Below are 19,049 nucleotides of genomic sequence, written 5' to 3' on the forward strand. Positions count from 1 at the left end.
CTCATTATTCCGGCACATGAGACTTCATATATACACCCTTTTTGTAAACGGACTTGATGGTAAAGTGTACACCCAGCTTGCGATTCGTCCGATAGATTAGCGAGTTAATCTCGTCGATCCCTACCGCTTCACTCTCCAGCATACTACGCTCCGGCCACACCTGAGCCACAATTTGTTCCCTTGTCACAAAGTGGTCCAGTTGACTATACAGCAGCTTGAACAGCTGATACTCCTTCTTGGACAGCGGAATCTCCACTTCGCCGATCTGTACGGTTTGCAGGTGATCCAGTAAACGTACGCCCTCACCCAGCAAGTCCGACACCCGATATTCCCTTGTCTCTCCAAGATCCCCTTCAGCGCGAAGCTGGATCAGGCCGTTGACCAACGTCAGGCTGTCTCCCTCGCCAAACGGATATTTCTCATAGGGAATGAGGCGCTGCCCGTTCAGTTCCGTTCCATTTTTGCTATCCAGATCCTCGATCCATAACTGTTGCTGTACATCATAATGAATGCGGCAATGCCGCTTCGATATCATCTGATTATAAACAGACAAGTCCAATTCACTGCCACCTGTGTAACGTCCCACCGTAATGGAGCGACCCTGGCTTACATAAGCAAATGAGCCGTCACTTTCCTGTCCTGGCGTACGAATGACGATTTTTGCCGTCTCCCGCATGTTATTCTCCCACCTTCAATGATCACTCACTCGATCTCTATAAACATATCTTCAACAATAATGATAAGATCATCAGATTTGTTCCATTGTTTGCACCGCTATAGTTCAATATAGTGGTACACAGGAACGATTTATGTTCGGTTCTACTCACTCTACTATACCAGACGTTGTGCTTTTTTTCTCATGACGGCCGGATGTCTACTTTAGCTCATTCAACAAGAGAGGTACCTTCTAATGAACAAAAAAAACATTTTCATATACGTGCTACTCGCCTTTGCCCTGTCCATGACATTAACCGTGCTCTCCCGTATGAATGATGATGGCGGAGAATCACTGAAAGGCACCTCGGCTGCCGAAACCTCATGGTTACAAATGAAGATCCAGCCCTGAGTCTACTCTATTATAACGTGATCTCTGCGCAAAACGTTTCACGAATGTCATATTAGGCTAAGCCATAGACTCACATCAATAAGGCCCCAGATTGCTGGTAACAGCAGCCCGGAGCCTCATTTTGGATTGAAAAAATCTATATTACACGACTTATTTCCCAAAGCGAAGTGAAGTGGACAGCGGACATTCCCGCCATCTCACCCACACTCACGTCATTGCCGCTTCTTTCTCGCGCCGAATTTCCTCCAGCCATGCACGACAAGAGCTACAGGGCCAGCAAGCCATAACAGTTGCCAAAGCATAACTTTCAGGTCGAATCCCATCTTAAGAATCCCTCCCCATATGATCCCAAAGGTCACTACAGTCGTTCAAAACCCAAATCAATCTTGGTCTTCCTCCGGCACAGTCGGCTCGTCGTCAGGCTTCACTGTCTCTCTGGACTGTACTTCCTCCATCCGGCTGGACACCTTCTGATATAGGTAAGAGATCCCCAGCAATAGTACGCCGAAGCTGAAATAGGCAAAGATTTTGCTGCCTGAGGTAAGCATCCCCACATCATAGAACACCATCTTCCCCGTAGCGAACAACGTTAGGCCAAGGCCGAGACGCCGAATCATGACATATTTTCTACGGAATCCATAGGCAATATAGAGAATCGCGAGCAGCAGATAGATCAGGCTGAACATCAGCCCCACATCACCCCACTGGAACTGAATCGTCAGGAATACGGTGATGACACCGAGCAGATACACCCCTGCGATAACCGGGTACCATTCAATGCTCTTGAACTGCCCGCGGATGCCTGCAATCAGCAGATCCCTTCCTGCAAAGAATACCCCTACGTTAAAGATAATTAACACCAGCAAACCAACAATCTCTGCCGCTGTATGCTGTTGAACTTCCGGCTGAAGCGCTGGCATGGTTAAGGTTACGGCCAGTGCAATACAGCAGCCAATAGCATGCAAGAAAGTGGTATACACCTGCACGTATCGATCACGCAGCAGCTTCACCTTGTTCAGTCCATAGGCCAATGCAATGGTGAGCGCTGCGAACATGAGCAACTTGTAGAACATGTATAACAGGAACGTCCCATCGACAGCTCTGGTATACAATTCATTCGACTCATACAGCACATATAACCACAGATTCGCAAGTGTCACATACTTGAATCCGTTCAGAAAACCCAGCTCCAGCGGGCTGTAATTGAATCTCTCTCTGGAAGATGAGTTGCTGTGAACAGCCCAGGCATAATACAGTGTAATAAGCAAGGTTCCCAGCGTGATACTGGAGTATTTTAACATGAAGTAAGAACGTTCCCCGATGAAGAATAGCGCCAGCAGATCATAGTACACAAAAGTGATTAGACATAGAAGAACAATGCCCCATCCGGCACGTTCCACCGACTTGAGCCGTTTCAGATGTCCAAGCGTAACCAACAAAACTCCTTCGATCAACCAGCCCATCGATAACCACTTGGCCCCGAACTGGAACGGAATAATCAGAATGGCGAACGTCAGGGATGTGACATAAAAGAGCAGAATCGTCTGTTTCTCCTGAGCCATATGGCGCTGAACGAATCGTGCGAGGCCCAGATACACCAAGCAGAAGATTAACGCCAGCAAACCCTGAGCATCATTCCAATTCGCAACATCAAATAATACGTATAACATCAGACAGCTGATGCTCGTATTCATGGCGAGTAGAGCGAAATCCCACCAGGTTAACTTCATTCGGTGTTTGAATGGATATGCCAGCGTAATGCCCAGATATAATGCAAACGTCACAATGGAATACAACATGCCAATTTTCTCACTTGGCGACAGCCATAAGAGGATGAGCATGGATGGTGTGTTGAACAGGAAACTGATATAGTGCACCACCGGCCACCGTTTGCCAAACGAAATGAACACAATAATGCCGTTTAAGAGCAGCAGATAGATCATGGCTACATAGACAGCAGGGCCCTCAAGCCCGAACGAGAACATGTAGGAGAATAACGGAAGATATCCGCCTACCAAACCTAGTGAACAGATGGTCTTCGACTGGTATCTCAAGGACAACAATACGGAGATTGCCGATACCAATACAGACAGGGCAAGTCCCGTATATAACCCGATAATATGCAGTAAAAAGTAACTATAGAAGACGGAGCCGAACAACACGGATATCCCACCGCCGAGCAGCCCCATCGCAAACGTCTGCCTTTTGCGGCGGAACAGCCACTCTCCTCCAGCAAGCATCAGTGCACCGAGCAGGAAAAAGGCTCCACTCTTCATCTCGTCATTGAACCAGGTCGAGTACGAGTATTGGAACGCTGCTCCAACCCCCAGAATGAGGAGCAGGATGGCTACCTTGTTGATCCAGCTGAGTCCAATCTTCATCTCCATGCGATTCTGCTTGATCCGACGTTGAATAGTCTCTTCGCTCAACCCTTCCTCCGCCATATGCTCATATCCACGTTCCATGTGCCCACGCAGAGCCTCTTCTCTATCCCGTACAGCTCGTCTGTGCGATTCAATGCGCTCATTCACCTCTGCCGCAAGGTAAGCAATCCTCTCCTTCACCTCGTGGGAGTCCTCTTGCAACTCCTGTGCTGCCTGGTTGTACAGCGCGTTTAGATTGGATTTGGTTCGATGCTCATGGAATGCAATTCGATCATTATGTACTGCTGTTTTCCCTTGAAAATAGGTCTCCATCTTCTCCCGGGATACCCGGATCAGATTCAGCTTCTCATCCAGCATCTGTTCAGATAACGCCATACGAAGACGTGCATTCTCTTCTTCCATCTTGCGCGAGCGAAGTACAAGCTGTTGCAGCTTGAGCTTGTGGGCTTCATACTGTTCCTGTAACTGTTCATTCTGAACGATCAGGTCATCGGACTGGTACTCCTGGAGCAGGGCGTGATACTCCTTCGCCAGTTGCTTTTGCTGCTCCTGAACCTGTTGAAGCCGATCCTTAAACTCCTTCATGAGCTTCCTCCGTTGGTTGATGTTTAATCTTTTCCCTATATTTTACTATATGTATGCCATAAAAAGAGGTTTAAACATTAGATATATCTGTGCAATATTTCATCCGTAGGATCTCAAACGCAAAAAAGCCGGGAAGCAACTGCTTCGCCGGACTTATATTCATATGAGCATTTGCACAAGAATGGATGCTTATGCCGCATCACTCGTCTCCGATTGTTCGGTTGACTCCGGTTCAATAATCTCGGTCGCATCCGGGTCCAGCCAACTGGCGATCATGCCACGCACATATTGCAGATCGTCCTCCGACAGATCGTAGTACCATGTGCCACTGCGCGTTGCACCCTCACCCTTCAACATGTAATTGCTGATCGTTGGTATGCTATCTTTCATATATAAGGACTCGGCAAATTTTACGATAAAGTCCGAGGTCATATTGGTTGTAAAATTCGATCCGGCAATCTGGATTACGTCCGGGATCTTGGTCAGATTTTTGACTTCCAGTGCACGATTCATGAAGGCACTTAGGAAAATCCGGTGACGCATCGTCCGATTGAAATCGGAATCTTCCCGGTAACGCACATAACCAAGCGCTTCTTCACCGCTATAGATCGGTTTATTCGCTTCAACAAACAGCTTCTCATGAATTTTGAGCTTGTTCTCAATATTTTTCTTGATTGGCAGTTCAACACCACCCACCGCATCAACAATATCCTTGAGCCCGTTAAAATTAATCGCGGCATAGAAATCCACTTTGTTTCCCAGCAAATTCTCAACCGTATCCATCGCCATCCTGGCTTCACCGTGGGCATACGCCGAGTTAATCTTCGACTTCACATCCCGGCCGACAATCTCGGTATAGGAATCACGTGGAATGGACAGCAGCAGTACTTTATTGTCTTCTGGACGCACGACGGAATAGATGATGGTATCCGAACGGCTTGGTTCGTTATCTCGTTGGTCAATACCCAGCAGCAAGAGCGAGAACGGGTCGGTATGTTCCACAACAGGGGCATCCTTATCGCCAGCTGGTACAAAGGAGTCATCCAAGGCATCCTTCACTGTAGCTGAAGCAAACAAATTAAAGGCAAACACGACGAGTTGCTTTTGATAAATAAATCCGAGTCCTCCCAACACAAGCAGCACACTTAGGGTGATGATTAATGGCTTCTTCCATTTCTTCTTCGGTTTCTTCGGCTTCCGTCTTGTTAAATGTGCGGCACTGTTTTCCATCATATCTCCTTTAATAACGGGTTCTTAGAATCATTTAACTATATTAATAACACGTTTTCAATAGATTACGTTATAATCTGCTATACAAATGCATGTTCAAAAAGTCTGATTTTCAGTACCGAGAAGATGGAATGAAGCTAGAAATGGAGTAGCGGAGCGTAGGGAAAACTACGTGAGCAACTAAAATGTTTCCGAAGGAAACATACTTCGTAAGCATATGCTTATTCGGCTGAATTTCATATTCGATGCTGATGATGCCACCAGGCATCATTCGTAATCAAAAGTGGACTTTTTGAACTACCTCTATAAGATGTACATAAAGGGAGCGATGAATGATGGAATATCGACGTTTGGGCCATAGTGGTTTGCGTGTGTCGGCACTGGGGCTCGGCACCAATGCGTTTGGCAAACGCGCGGATGAAGCAGCTTCTACCCGCATTATTCATGTAGCGATGGATCAGGGCATCAACTTTATCGATACCGCCAATATCTACGCAGGCACGGAATCGGAACGCATCATTGGACAGGCCCTCACAGGTCGACGGGAAAACGCGGTGCTTGCTACCAAAGCCGGATTACCCCGGCATGATGGTCCTCATGGGCGGGGTTCCTCCCGCTACCATCTGCAACAAGAGCTGGAACATAGCCTGCGGCGCCTGCAAACGGATTATGTGGATCTGTACCAGATCCATACTTTTGATCCGCATACACCGCTGGATGAGACACTGCGCACACTGGACGATATGGTTACTTCCGGCAAAGTCCGTTACATCGGAGCCTCCAACTACGCAGCCTGGGAGCTGATGAAAGCTCTGGGCATCAGTGAACAGAAAGGTTATGTGCGCTTCATCTCCACCCAAACCAGCTACTCCCTGGCAGACCGTACGCCTGAGTTGGAACTGGTGCCGATGTGTCTCGATCAGGGTGTAGGCATTATCCCATATTTCCCGCTGGCAGGTGGTATTCTGACAGGTAAATATAACGGACAGACCCGTGTGCCTTCTGGTTCCAGAGCAGACACCGATCCGTCCTTCAACCGTTTCCTGCTGGAGCATAATATCCAACTGAGTGAACAAGTGAGTGCTAAAGCTGCCTCATATGGTTGCTCCCCGAGTGTGCTCTCGCTCGCATGGCTACTGACACGTCCAGCTGTATCCACAGTGATTGTCGGGGCTACACGCACCGAACAGCTGGAACATAATCTGGCTAGTATGGACATGTCACTGCCCGATGAGCTGTTGGCCGATCTGGACCAGATTAGTGACTCTTTCCGTCGCCGCGAGCCGTTTGCGTCCTATCGAATCGATTAAGCAACCAAAATAGACCTCCCGACAAGATGAAGTCAGGAGGTCTATTTATATTTTACAAAGGTGCAATAATTATTAATAATCATAAAATTTTCCAGTTCCACTACATTCTGTAGTTTAATACATTAAAAAAAGATATATTACGGATCAACTCTCCGTTTTTTGGCGAAGAAACTCCTGCATGATCTCCAAATACTCTCCCTTACGTTCATCCAAAGTTTCGAAAAATGCCTTGTCCGATTCCTCGACCAGATGGATTCCCTCCACAGCCAATCGGGTTCCTTCTTCCGTTGTTGTGATAATATTGGCACGCGTATCTGTCTGATGACGAGCGCGGGTAATTAATCCCCTTTTTTCAAGCGCACGTAGAACCTGAGAAGTCACGTTAACATCCACCTTGGCAAACTGAGCAATTTGAACCTGAGTCACTCCCTTGCCTTCCTCATCGTGTTCATTGAGCCATAAACAGGCGTGCAATAATACAAATTGAGGTTGTGTCAGTTCGAGGGGCTCCAGCACCCTGCGTACTTCCTTTTGCCACATGGCTGTAACCTGCCATAACAGATATCCCGGACTTTCTTGTGCGTTTTTATACCGTGAGCTTGTCATCTCATACCTCCATGATGTGCGACCTTATGCAACAGAATATATACCCGTCAGTCAATGAAGTAAATCCATTATTCATATAACGATGATGGAAACATATCCGTTGCAACTCTGTGTGTTCTTTCTCAAAAAAATAATTAGCGCGCAGGGATAAACTGCTTCACCCATTGTCCGAATCCTTGCGGATTGCGGCTCTGTATAAGAATGGTTCCTTCTCCCCGGAACCTACATACCAGTCCTTCTCCACTTGTAACACTGGATAACCAGCCCTGTGAAGCTTTCTCAATACGGTAATCTACATAATGAGGCCATGCCACCAAATGGGCGTTATCCACGATCATTTCCTCACCTGCTGCCAGATTAATCGCATGGATGGCACCATAGGAAGACAGAAATACAGTCCCACGTCCGCTGATCTCAATAATGAAGAAACCTTCTCCCGAAAAGAGACCTTTTTTCAGGTTTTGCATTTTGGTATTCACCTGAATGCCCTCGGTTCCTGCCAGAAATCCGTCTTTCTGCACATAAAGTGAATAGGAACCGTCCAATTCAACAGCTTCTACATCGCCCATGCTTGAAGGTGAGAGCAGAATCTCTGCCGATCCGCCCGCAGCCGTCAGTTCCTGAAAGAAAAACTTCTCCCCGCTCAACATCCGACCGAACCCGGCAAACATCCCACCTTCTGCTGAACCCTTCAGTTCAACCGTAGGAGTCATAGATACCATCGCACCACTCTCGGCCTTGAACCGCTCTCCCCGCTGCAAATGTACCTTGAGCATCGCAAAAGCACCATCATATAAAATCTCATAGTTCACGGTTGCACCAGCTCCCTATTGTCAGAGTTAAAATCATTGAGTCCATTATCTTCCAGAACTGCTGATTTGTCTCCGTATTCCTTCACAATATGTTGATCTCCCCAATTGCAGAGCGCATTGAGAATCGGTTCAAGACTTCTCCCGTAATCACTCAATTCGTATTCTACTTTGGGAGGAACCTGATTATATACGATTCGGTTTACGATTCCGTCGTTTTCAAGCTCTCTCAGTTGCTGTGTTAACATTTTTTGTGTAATTGCGGGCATAATACGCTTGAGATCACTGGTTCGTCTTTTCCCATGTGTCAGATGACAGAGAATGACGCATTTCCACTTGCCACCGATCACCTCTAAGGTAGCTTCAACCGAGATGTTATATTTTTTTCTAACCATAACTTGCTTCCTCCCTGATGAATTGAATTACATCCGTCGCATGCTGTATAGGCACCAAAAAGTACGTAGGGTACTAAAAAGTACGTACTATTCAATCTATACCGAATAACTCATAATAGCATTTGCCGGTACGTAAATCTACATTCTGGGGAGTGGAGCAAGAAATGTTACAAGATTCAAAACGCAGCACGTGGGCACTGCTAGCACTGGCCATTAGTGCATTCGCAATCGGTACCACAGAATTTATCAGCGTTGGGCTACTGCCCCTCATTGCAGATAACCTGGGCATTTCCGTAACTACAGCGGGACTGACCGTTACTTTATATGCATTAGGCGTTACCTTTGGGGCTCCTGTCCTGACCTCACTGACGTCTACCATATCACGCAAAACGCTATTGCTTGCCATTATGATTGTCTTCATTGCGGGTAACACGATGGCTGCACTATCGACGGGCATCACCATGTTACTCATTGCACGAGTAGTATCCGCTCTGGCACACGGGGTGTTCATGTCCATTGGCTCCACGATTGCAGCCGATCTGGTGCCTGCCAACCGTAGGGCGAGTGCTATTGCCATCATGTTCTCTGGTCTTACCATTGCCACAGTAACCGGTGTACCTCTCGGTACACTCATAGGCCAACATTGGGGCTGGCGCGCTGCCTTTATCCTGATTGTTGTGGTTGGCATCGTTGCAATGATCGGGAACCTGATACTCGTGCCATCCACGTTGAAGCGAGGAACACGGACGGCATTTCGGGATCAGCTGAAGCTCGTTACAGGTGGACGCTTGCTGCTTGCTTTTGCCATCACTGCTGTTGGGTACGGAGGAACATTTGTAGTCTTTACGTATCTGTCCCCGTTGTTGCATGATATTAGCGGATTTTCCGAGAAAACAGTAGCGTTCATTCTGTTGTTGTACGGAATAGCCATCGCTATTGGCAACATCATCGGTGGCAGAGCAGCCAATCGCAACCCGCTCAAGGCGCTCTTCTACATGTTCATCATTCAGACCATCATTCTCGGCGTGATGTACTTCACCGTCCCGTTTAAGTTGGCAGCACTGCTCACCATTATGGGTATGGGCCTGCTCGCCTTCATGAATGTGCCTGGTCTTCAGATGTACGTTGTAACCTTGGCTGAACGATATGCACCACAGGCCAAGGATGTAGCCTCAGCCTTTAACATCGCCGCATTTAATGCAGGGATCGCTATAGGTGCCTATTTGGGTGGAGTGATTAATGATTCCATCGGTTTGATTCACACGACATGGGTCGGTGCCTTGATGGTTCTCGTAGCTGTAATCCTGACCGCTTGGGCTAAAATGCTGGAAAGCAAGGATCAACATGCATCAGTCGAAATGGAGAAAGCTTCGTTCTAATTTCCATTCCGCCCATGGGTCTCACTCTTATATATATCAGTTCCAGCCTTCGAGGGGAACCGGTTTCATATGGTATTTTATTATACTATAATACGTTGAACCCAATTTGATCTACTATGATTTAATTTTGTATGATAAAACAACAAAAATTCAGCTTAATATGACTGGTTTTTACACACTTTAAGGAGGAAATCTCATGACAACTGCTCAAACCGCACAACATTTACAATCTACAGTAACTCTGCATAACGGTGTTTCTATGCCTTGGTTCGGACTTGGTGTATTTAAGGTAGAAGAAGGATCTGAACTGATTGAAGCCGTGAAAAATGCGATTAAACATGGATACCGCAGCATTGATACTGCTGCAATATACGGCAATGAAGCCGGTGTTGGTCAAGCGATTGCAGAAGCTTTGCAAGAAAACAACCTGAAACGCGAAGAACTGTTTGTTACATCTAAAGTATGGAATGCAGACCTCGGATATGAAGAGACACTTGCGGCTTTTGATACAACCTTGAACAAACTGGGACTGGAATACCTTGACCTGTATCTGATTCACTGGCCTAAGGCAGGCAAATACAAAGCAGCCTGGAAAGCAATCGAGGAACTGTACGCAGCTGGCCGCATTAAAGCTATTGGCGTAAGCAACTTCCAGATTCATCATCTCGAAGACCTGATGCAGGATGCCAAAGTGAAACCGATGATCAATCAGGTGGAATACCACCCTCGCCTGACTCAGGTTGAGCTTAAGGCTTTCTGTGAGAAAAATGGTATCCAGCTTGAAGCTTGGTCGCCTCTAATGCAAGGTCAGCTGTTGGACAACCCAGTGCTCACAGCCATTGCTTCAGACAAAGGCAAATCGGTTGCACAAGTAATCCTGCGTTGGGATCTGCAAAATGGAGTCATTACCATTCCGAAGTCCACCAAGGAAAACCGGATTATCGAGAACTCCTCCATCTTCGACTTTGAACTTTCAAATGAAGAGATGGATCAGATCAGTGCTCTGAACGAAGATGTACGCGTTGGACCTGATCCGGACAACTTCGATTTCTAAATTGAATCGAATTGCTGTTATTCTGTGCTGATTTGCAGGTAAAATAAAACAGTGAAAAGCCTCCAGACTTCTCGTTACGTACGAGAGTTGGAGGTTTTTCACTGTTTTTTGTTTCTCAACAGATGACATTGTCACTTCTAAAATTCTGAAACCTCAATCTCTATAATCAATCAGCTTAACTTTCAATTTGATCCGCAACAAATTCATTCTCGCATTGTCAAATTTATAAGTGACATTGAATTCACACACATATGTGGTGGTAGACCGGCTAACAGATCCCCTGAGGTTCAATTTTTTCCAAAAAAAATAAATGTATACACCACCAAACCCAAGGCTATCTTGCTCGTGATAATCCGGAACTGGATCAAATTCATAATTGAAGTTGTATTCTTTTCCTTGCACTTTAACCGAAAGATGTTTTTGTTTGACTGCTAGTGTATTTAAAAGAGTAAAATAGCATCTACTTTTTCGTTTAGTTTAAAATTTTCAAAATTATTCCTTTTTTTCTAGTAGATCGCAACCTTTTGTTGAAGTATGACGTTAAGTATATGTGGAAGCATTTTCCAAACCACTCAGAAAACAAAAGCAAGAATAAAAAAACTATGAGGTGATAATGAATGAAGGTTAATTACGTAAAAAATGGTATTATCACATTAGCTCTCGCTGTACCACTTATGTTCAGTTTTAACCTTACAACAAGCGCAGAACTTACTAACTCCGGTAGTCCAGACGCAGGAATTAGCGTAAAGTCTCCAGATAACCTGAATGATACCTGGAAGACACCAATCAATGAAGGAATTATTGCTTGGAACGGTACTCCTACTCCAGTTACAATTGGATACTTGAGTTCATCAACCAACACAATTACAGCGGCTTCTTATCCAGATACCTGGTATGGCCTAAATTCACAGTGGTTTTCCCCAAAGTATAGATACACAATTCAATTAAACTCAAGAACAATTGTCAGAGACGCCACTAATTTCTCCAATTTTGTTAAAGGAGCGACCGTTCATGAATTTGGGCATTCCTTCTTCTTGAAAGATAACCCGAATACAACTAAGGCGTCTATTATGAAATATAGCAATGATTTTAACACAGTCACTACCCCTAGGCAGTATGATATTGACGATGTAAATACTGCTTACTAATTTAAAAGGATTGGGAGGAAGATAGCATGAAGAATTTTACATCTGTAGCTTCAGCATTTTGTATCACTGCAATGTTACTCGCCGGATGTGGAACAGCAGAGCCATCAAAAGAAGGATCCGCTGCAACAGAAACAGCAAAAAAAGAAGTGGTGCTGATGGATGCCTCTTTTCCAACTTACAACAACATTGATGAGTTGGCTAACCAGGCGGATTTAATTATTGAAGGAAAGATTTTAAAATCATCTTTTAAACTTATAAATATCGCAGAAGAACCTGCTGATCCTAATGATGAAAAATTAAACCCAGGTGGGGATATATCAGACAGCCCCGCTATTCCATATACGATCTATGATGTTGAAGTACAAAAAAACTATAAAGGGGAAGCAGCCGAAAAAGAAATCATTCAAGTCAAACAAGTAGGGGGAGAGGATCAAGAACATACATTTAAGGTAGAAGATTCTGAAGAACTCAAAACGAATGAAAACTACGTTATGTTCCTAGCGACGTTTGAAAATTCACCGGCATCACTGTTAAATCCAGTTCAAGGTTCATACACGGTAGAAGATGATGGTACGATTAAAGGGAATGAAAAAAACCAAATCAAAATTGAAATGAACAATTTGTTGAAGTTAGAACAACAGTAAATACTCGAAAGAAGGCACTGACTGGATTAATTTCAGCGCCTTCTTTTTATCCCTCTACTAGCCATTATTTTTCGAAAAACAATAATGCCGTATAGCGCTTGAACAACATTATAATCATCATGATCGGCAATAATGCGAACTTCCGGATATTGCTCTTAATGAGTTTGGACGTACTGGTATACCTCCGCTACCGTTTCTAATGGATCTGGCGGAAGATACTTTCGCCACGCTTTAAAAATCTGTACGCCTTAAACATCAAATTTCCCCAATTTAACAAAACCATGATGTGAAAGATACACTTCTATAAATCTAACTTCCATTTTGGAATCATTATTATATGAATCGTTCTTGAATCCCCTCTCTAGAAATAGATCGGTAGTATAATCAATGCTCAATATGAAAATGCCATTTTCGGCACTACTTTTAAGCAGTTCCACATTCAAATTCCCCCACAAAAATTTTTACGATTAATACAACTAGTGTTACCTTAGCGCCAATGTAAGACGTTATAACTGTAACGCCTACATTATACGTTGAAGCAATCCAGGCCAGCGTCACGAGTCTACTGTTACGCCTGTAGAACAATCGCGTTGGAGGCGTTACAGCGATAAGGCCCCTTGGCAAGTATCGTTCCAGTACCCCGTGTATCAGTTTTTGTTAATGTAAGCCCACAAAAAAGGCCATCCACCAAGTCCATAAGAGATTCGAAAGACAACCTTTCATTATAAATATCGCAAAGTAAATATACTTGGCTTAATGCCGATTAATCCCTCTCTCCCCAAAAGGCTGCCACCCGTCCTCACCAGACAAAATAAGCGGCAACGCATATTCGGCGGCTTCCTGTTCGCTCAGCACTTTTGCCCATGAAACTCTCGTTGTCGCTTTTCCCGCCCCAGGCCCGACACTGTTATATTCCGCATACTGAACGGTCTGCTCTGCATCTGTCTTGTTCCAGTTGTGCCATCCCTCCCGCTTCACATGAGCGCCGATCCAGCAGTTCACTTGTCCATCCGCATCCTCCGCTTCAGTCAGGCGATGCTTCGTAACGATCTCGTAGCCCTTAAACACCACCGTAGCCGAGCCAAGAATAAAATCGATATCACCTTCGATGTAACAGTCCTCGAAATACTACCGAAGTTTGCGCCGCACTGAACGAAGATGTATGCATTGGACCTGATCCGGACAACTTCGATTTTTAATGAATAGCCTTTTTGGAGCCTGCTTTGTTTGACATAGCATAACGAAAAACCACCGAACCAGGTGAAGTGACCCCGTAAAGTTAGACAGATTATAACGTTAAACAACTTGTTGGGCATTAGTCCGGTACCGTACCGGACTAATGCCTTTTAGTTTTGCCTTGATGCGTTTGTTGATGTAATAATCGATGTATTTGGATAGCTCTTGTTTAATATGTGAGATATTTTCAAATTTCTTTAAAAACAAGAACTCGGATTAATGATGCCAAAGAAGTTCTCCATGACGGCGTTATCGTAACAGTTACCTTTCCGGGACATACTTGCGTGATGCCAACTTCTTTAAGGGTATGACGATATGTTCTCATCTAGTAGTGCCAGCTTGGTCCGAATGAATAAGGAGTTTATCTTCATTTGTTAAACTGCAAAATGGTCGGTCTAACATCGTGGAAACAAGCGAGTAGACCGGTCTTGAACCAATCGTATATGTAATGATTTCTACGTTATACAGATCAAGTATGGGAGATAAATATAGTTTTTCTCCGAACAATTTAAACTCTGTAATGTCCGTTAACCCACTTCTCGTTTGGCCTTTCAGCGCGGAAATTGCGTTCTAATAGGTTCGGTGCAATCTTACCAATCGAATCTTTATACGAACGATATTTCTTCATATGTACCAAATACTTTAATCCCAATACTTTCATCAAACGCTGTACCTTTTTATGATTCACATGGTGTCCACGATTGATTAACTCATCGCGATTACGACGATAACAATAGCGTCCCTTATGCTCCTCATAAATCGCTTGTATCATGTCTTTTAGCTCTAATTCTTGTCTACCGTACCAAATGCTTTTACCACGTAATAATACGTGCTACGAGGAATATCTGCTAGTTGTAGAAGTGCTTTCACCGAAAATTCGTTCCTTAGTTCATAGACTACTTGCGCTTTGTCTTATTTGGTGAGTTTTCCTTGTTTCGAACTAAGGCATTCAACTTTTTTTTAAATAAGCATTCTCCATTTTCAAACGCTCTACCTCTGCTTGTAAAGCCTCTACAGATCCTTCTGTGCTTTATATCCTTTTTTCATGTATGGGCGCCCCTTTTTCTTTGGTTGAAGGGCGTCTAGTTTAATCTGTGTAGGATATGATGTATAGCCCTTTATAAAAAGCTTTTTCCCTATGATGCTCATATTGTCTAATCCAGTTTAAAAAGACAGAATCGTGAAGCCCGCTCGATTTTGCAATGCTTTTCAAGCTTTCTGATCCCTTTTCATAACGCATAACGGCTTGTATTTTTTCATCTGAACTGAATTTAGTCATAAAAAAACTGCACCTCCAATTGGTAGTTGTGTCTAACAATTGGGGTGCAGTTCAACCAGAAACCGGTGTTTTTTCGTTATGTTCTCTTCCCTATAACCAAGCCTCGCTAAAACTACATGTTTCAATTCAAAATGTGGTAATCCATTTTTTAACTATTGAACCTGCCACAATGCAGGGACATTGGATGGTTCCCACCCAGACAAGGATGTGTGGGATTGCAAACATTTATACGTCTTACCGCTATAGGTGACCAGCTGTCCTACAGTATAGGCTGTATTCGCCTGCCAGGCGGAAACGCCCGGATTTGTCGTTCCTGCTGCCGTTTTCACAGTCACCGCATTGCTCGCAGCAGAACCATTCCCCGCCGCATCCTTTGCTTTTACCGTAAATGTATACGAGGTATCCGCTGCAAGCCCGCTGATCGTTGCTGTCGTTCCGGTCACGGATGTCGCCAGAGCCGCTCCATTGTACACATCATAACCCGTTACACCCACGTTATCCGTGGATGCCGCCCAGCTCAGCGTTATACTGGATGTTGTTTGCGCGGTTGATGCCAGGTTCGTTGGCGCAGTTGGCGCCTGCGTATCTCCACCCGGCTGAGCTGTCGTGCTTACAGTTACAGCATTACTGGCTGCAGACAGATTACCTGCCGCATCCTTTGCTTTTACCGTAAAGCTATAGGATGTACCCGCTGACAGTCCGCTGATTGTTGCGGTCGTCCCGTTGACGGAGGTCACAAGATTGGCACCATTGTAGACGTTATAACCGGTAACACCCACATTATCTGTTGAAGCATTCCAAGCTAGCGTAACCGAGTTGGCCGTCACGCCTGTCAAACGGGCATTACCGGGTACGCTTGGCGCCGTCGTATCTGCTGGAGGCACTGTACCTCCGATAGGCAGATCGGCTTTCAGTTTATTTTGAAGTGTTTTGTTCCGGTCACCGCTAAGTTCCCAGAACATCGCTCCGCCGAGTCCTTTGCTTTTGATATAAGCGGTTTTATATCCAATAGACTCCGCATCGTCATAGCTAATAAATCGCTTGTTGGTCGCATTATAGAGATATGGCACCTTGGCTGTGTCATTCCAGTAACGCGTGTACCCGTTTTTGTTAATGTAGTTGGTCTCCAGATCATACAAATCAAAGGAGCCTGCTTCCCATGTTCCAACGGAAGAACCTCCCGCACAGGTCTGATACTGACCATTGCCCGCCTGTGCGCATCCATCCCAGCCGCGGCCATAGAACGGAACACCAAGCACAAGTTTAGCGGCTGGTACGCCTGCATTCAAATGCCCTTGTGCTCCGGCAGCCACATTAAATGTATTGGCATCCGGCACCCCAGCAGCCGAAGCCGCAGGGTCATAGTTCAACGGCGCGTTATGCGCGCTGACTTTTTGCCAAGCCCCGTTAAAATCGTATGTCATAATATTAATCCAGTCGACGATGGCAGCTATATTGGCAAGCTCAGTATTCGCAGCATAGGTCGTCGATGCACCGCTTGCAATCGTAAGCAGATACTTCTTGCCGTCCACAGCTCCGGCAGCATCCAGCTTCTCACGAATTTTGCTCAGAAGCAGTGTGTAATTTTGCTTATCCTCAGGACGTTTGCTGTTACCATCAAGTCCGCCTGATACCGGGTACTCCCAGTCCAGATCTACCCCGTCAAAATTGTATTTCCGCAGGAAGTCGACGGCAGAGTTTGCAAATACCTCTCTCGTTGCAGCAGTCGCAGCTACATCGGAGAAGCGGTTGGACCATGTCCATCCTCCCACGGAGATGATTGTCTTCAGATTAGAATTGATCTGTTTCAGCTTGTTAAGCTGATTGATATTGCCTGCAATGGGCTGATTCCACGTATCCCCTGCAAATGTCTTGCCGGTATCAATCCATGGATCGCCAAGCACGATCGTTCCATTGGGTACATTGATTGTCTGGCTCTTCTCATTCTGACACGACCAGGTCACCGGGTTAGGGCCCGAAGGGTCCGGATTTCCATGAATACCGTTCCAGCAAATATCGGCAAACGCATAGTTGATATGCGTGACTTTGGTTGGGTCGATGTCCGTTACATTATAGTTTCTCCCATACGCAGCCCAGGACGGGTAGTAACCAACAATTTTATAAGAATCTGCAGCTGCTGCCGTAGCGGGTTGGAGCACAAAAGAAGGAATAATGACGGATAAGAGCAGGGATAGACCCAGGAGAAACTTCGCGGTTTTCTTGACAGCAGTGTGTTTATTTAAATGTATCATCTAATATACAACCTCCTTTGTCGTTTGCGTACTCAGCCTGGTCAGGAACGGACGATGTGCGCTCGAAAACTGGTTATTCGTATATACATCCCAGTTGATTGACCAGGTCATAATCCCTTTTATCCCCGCATAGCCCGCAGGCTGGAGCAAGGTATAGGAACCGCCGTATGACACACCTTTGATTAGGTAATTCAGTGCCTTTTGCAGCTCGGCTGGCGTTGTATAACCACCTCCAGCAGCCTGCTGGGAAGCCGGTACACCGATGGCAATCTGATCCGGTCGTAAGGGACTAAAGAAAGGGCCTGTGCTGCCGCCTACATGAAAGCCTTGAAGCAACATCTCCGCCATGGCCACATGGAAATCAGCTGTTCCTTGGACGTAAGAGCGCCCATCCAGCCCCACCATGGAGCCCGTGTTATAGTGTTGCACATGAAGCAGGGTCAGGTCATTACGCAATGCATGGATGACTGGCAGGTAAGCTCCCCAAGGGCCGCCGTAGCTCAGATATCCACCCTGTACATAGGCCGTCTCCGGCGCAGCCGTCAGGATGAAATTGGCGCCGAAGTGTGACTTAACCGCTTTCACACCTTGGATGAGGTTAACAATTTTCGATGTAGTTGGACTACGGAAATCGGTATCCCCTGCATTCAGAGACAGGGAACTTCCTTCCAGATCGATATCCAGACCATTGAAACCATACGTGGAAATGATTGATTTTAACGAATCTTCGAACTGCTGTCTCTTGGTCGCATCGGTGAGCTCAATGGTACCGTTGGCTCCCCCCATGGAAAGAAGTACTTTTTTCCCCTGGCTTTGCAGATAGGCAATATCGGATTTGAATTCGGCTACCGTCGCATTGTATGGAGTAAAAGCAAGCGTTCCGCTGCCATGTGAAATCGGTTCGGCAAAGGAGACATTAATAACGTCATAGGCTGTTGATACGTTACGAAGTCTGATATTCGTTGAACCATTATCGAAGTTGTGCCAGTAGCCAATCAGCCATTTGCTGCCGGTTGGCCCCGGATTGGATGATCCATTGGAAGTTGTCACACTGAGGGAGGTGCTCGCAGCGGATATATTGCCTGCGGCATCTTTGGCTTTTACCGTAAAAGCATAAGTCGTGCTGGCTGTCAGTCCCGTGACTACAGCCGTTGTAGTTGAAGTACTTGTCACAAGAACGCCGTTCCGGTACACCTCATACCCCGCTACGCCCACATTATCCGTGGATGCATTCCAGGAAAGACTAATGGAGGTGTCCGTGATGGAGGATGAAGTCAGACCCGCAGGAACAGAAGGTGGTGCCGTATCTGGCGTTGGCGTTTCCCCTCCTGAACCTTCCCCGACGTATTTCCACAACGCGGGCACAACAGAGGGCTCCCATCCGGTCAACGCTGTGTGGGCCTGAATACACTCATAATCTTTATTTTGATATGTTACGAGGTCTCCTTTCTTGTATGCAGTGCCTGCCTGCCACTGGGCGGCGGCATCGGCTCTCGGTGCAAACCACGAAATAAGTAGAAGAAATGTCAAAGCAAATGTAATGACCGGGCGGAATCGAACAGCTTGATTCAAGCAAAATCCCTCCTGTACTAAGGATACGTTCACCTTGCAAACAAAACTTCAATTGTCCACCTGCATCTGATCTGTGATCGATTAGAGCCAGCCTCATTCA

The 19,049-nt window shown here is 45.7% G+C and carries 15 protein-coding genes and 1 pseudogene; 6 read left to right on the forward strand and 10 right to left on the reverse strand.

All coding sequences use genetic code 11. From position 1 onward, the window contains the following. Window positions 1-4: 4 nt before the first annotated feature. Window positions 5-676: an FHA domain-containing protein gene (locus MHI48_RS29455; RefSeq protein WP_036612185.1), complete on the reverse strand. Its 672-nt coding sequence runs from the start codon at window positions 674-676 to the stop codon at window positions 5-7. Between the two features lie 234 nt (window positions 677-910). Between MHI48_RS29455 and MHI48_RS29460 the strand changes: the two genes are divergently transcribed. Next, window positions 911-1,066 (forward strand): hypothetical protein, encoded by a 156-nt coding sequence (locus MHI48_RS29460; protein ID WP_017691624.1) that lies wholly within the window; start codon window positions 911-913, stop codon window positions 1,064-1,066. Window positions 1,067-1,446: 380 nt separating this feature from the next. On the opposite strand, the gene MHI48_RS29465 is transcribed toward MHI48_RS29460, so the two are convergent. Together MHI48_RS29465 and MHI48_RS29470 are read right to left on the reverse strand one after the other, a co-directional pair. Further along, window positions 1,447-4,035, reverse strand: a complete 2,589-nt coding sequence (locus MHI48_RS29465; RefSeq protein WP_076329224.1) for a DUF2339 domain-containing protein — start codon at window positions 4,033-4,035, stop codon at window positions 1,447-1,449. A gap of 189 nt (window positions 4,036-4,224) precedes the next feature. Beyond that, window positions 4,225-5,268, reverse strand: a complete 1,044-nt coding sequence (locus MHI48_RS29470; RefSeq protein WP_327196801.1) for an LCP family protein — start codon at window positions 5,266-5,268, stop codon at window positions 4,225-4,227. Between the two features lie 332 nt (window positions 5,269-5,600). Between MHI48_RS29470 and MHI48_RS29475 the strand changes: the two genes are divergently transcribed. After that, window positions 5,601-6,575, forward strand: coding sequence for an aldo/keto reductase (locus MHI48_RS29475; RefSeq protein WP_036671666.1), 975 nt, complete (start codon window positions 5,601-5,603; stop codon window positions 6,573-6,575). 144 nt (window positions 6,576-6,719) lie between these two features. On the opposite strand, the gene MHI48_RS29480 is transcribed toward MHI48_RS29475, so the two are convergent. The 3 genes from MHI48_RS29480 to MHI48_RS29490 all read right to left on the reverse strand — a co-directional run bounded on the left by MHI48_RS29480 (window position 6,720) and on the right by MHI48_RS29490 (window position 8,385). Beyond that, window positions 6,720-7,181, reverse strand: coding sequence for a MarR family winged helix-turn-helix transcriptional regulator (locus tag MHI48_RS29480; protein ID WP_036612197.1), 462 nt, complete (start codon window positions 7,179-7,181; stop codon window positions 6,720-6,722). 134 nt (window positions 7,182-7,315) lie between these two features. After that, window positions 7,316-7,993: a TIGR00266 family protein gene (locus MHI48_RS29485; RefSeq protein ID WP_017691614.1), complete on the reverse strand. Its 678-nt coding sequence runs from the start codon at window positions 7,991-7,993 to the stop codon at window positions 7,316-7,318. Then, window positions 7,990-8,385 (reverse strand): helix-turn-helix domain-containing protein, encoded by a 396-nt coding sequence (locus MHI48_RS29490; protein WP_017691613.1) that lies wholly within the window; start codon window positions 8,383-8,385, stop codon window positions 7,990-7,992. Before MHI48_RS29490 ends, MHI48_RS29485 begins: the two co-directional genes overlap by 4 nt. A gap of 164 nt (window positions 8,386-8,549) precedes the next feature. On the opposite strand from MHI48_RS29490, the gene MHI48_RS29495 reads away from it, so the two are divergent. The 4 genes from MHI48_RS29495 to MHI48_RS29510 all read left to right on the forward strand — a co-directional run bounded on the left by MHI48_RS29495 (window position 8,550) and on the right by MHI48_RS29510 (window position 12,610). Further along, window positions 8,550-9,764 (forward strand): MFS transporter, encoded by a 1,215-nt coding sequence (locus MHI48_RS29495; RefSeq protein WP_036671668.1) that lies wholly within the window; start codon window positions 8,550-8,552, stop codon window positions 9,762-9,764. Window positions 9,765-9,960: 196 nt separating this feature from the next. Next, entirely contained in the window at window positions 9,961-10,818 is an 858-nt protein-coding gene (locus MHI48_RS29500) for an aldo/keto reductase (protein ID WP_036671669.1), read from the forward strand. 617 nt (window positions 10,819-11,435) lie between these two features. Further along, complete coding sequence (locus MHI48_RS29505; RefSeq protein WP_051447254.1) at window positions 11,436-11,966, forward strand: hypothetical protein; 531 nt, start codon at window positions 11,436-11,438, stop codon at window positions 11,964-11,966. 26 nt (window positions 11,967-11,992) lie between these two features. After that, complete coding sequence (locus tag MHI48_RS29510) at window positions 11,993-12,610, forward strand: hypothetical protein (RefSeq protein WP_036612205.1); 618 nt, start codon at window positions 11,993-11,995, stop codon at window positions 12,608-12,610. 753 nt (window positions 12,611-13,363) lie between these two features. On the opposite strand, the gene MHI48_RS29515 is transcribed toward MHI48_RS29510, so the two are convergent. From MHI48_RS29515 to MHI48_RS29530, 4 genes and pseudogenes are all read right to left on the reverse strand, one after another. Beyond that, window positions 13,364-13,678: a pectinesterase family protein gene (locus MHI48_RS29515; protein ID WP_245838418.1), complete on the reverse strand. Its 315-nt coding sequence runs from the start codon at window positions 13,676-13,678 to the stop codon at window positions 13,364-13,366. Between the two features lie 228 nt (window positions 13,679-13,906). After that, window positions 13,907-15,125: pseudogene (locus MHI48_RS29520) on the reverse strand (IS3 family transposase). Between the two features lie 152 nt (window positions 15,126-15,277). After that, window positions 15,278-17,377 (reverse strand): glycosyl hydrolase family 18 protein, encoded by a 2,100-nt coding sequence (locus MHI48_RS29525; RefSeq protein WP_036671707.1) that lies wholly within the window; start codon window positions 17,375-17,377, stop codon window positions 15,278-15,280. Continuing rightward, window positions 17,378-18,949: a chitinase gene (locus tag MHI48_RS29530; protein ID WP_036671708.1), complete on the reverse strand. Its 1,572-nt coding sequence runs from the start codon at window positions 18,947-18,949 to the stop codon at window positions 17,378-17,380. Between the last annotated feature and the right edge of the window lie 100 nt (window positions 18,950-19,049).

Origin of the sequence: Paenibacillus sp. FSL H7-0942, assembly GCF_045040715.1 — a bacterium.
In the GTDB taxonomy this organism is placed as follows: domain Bacteria; phylum Bacillota; class Bacilli; order Paenibacillales; family Paenibacillaceae; genus Paenibacillus; species Paenibacillus amylolyticus.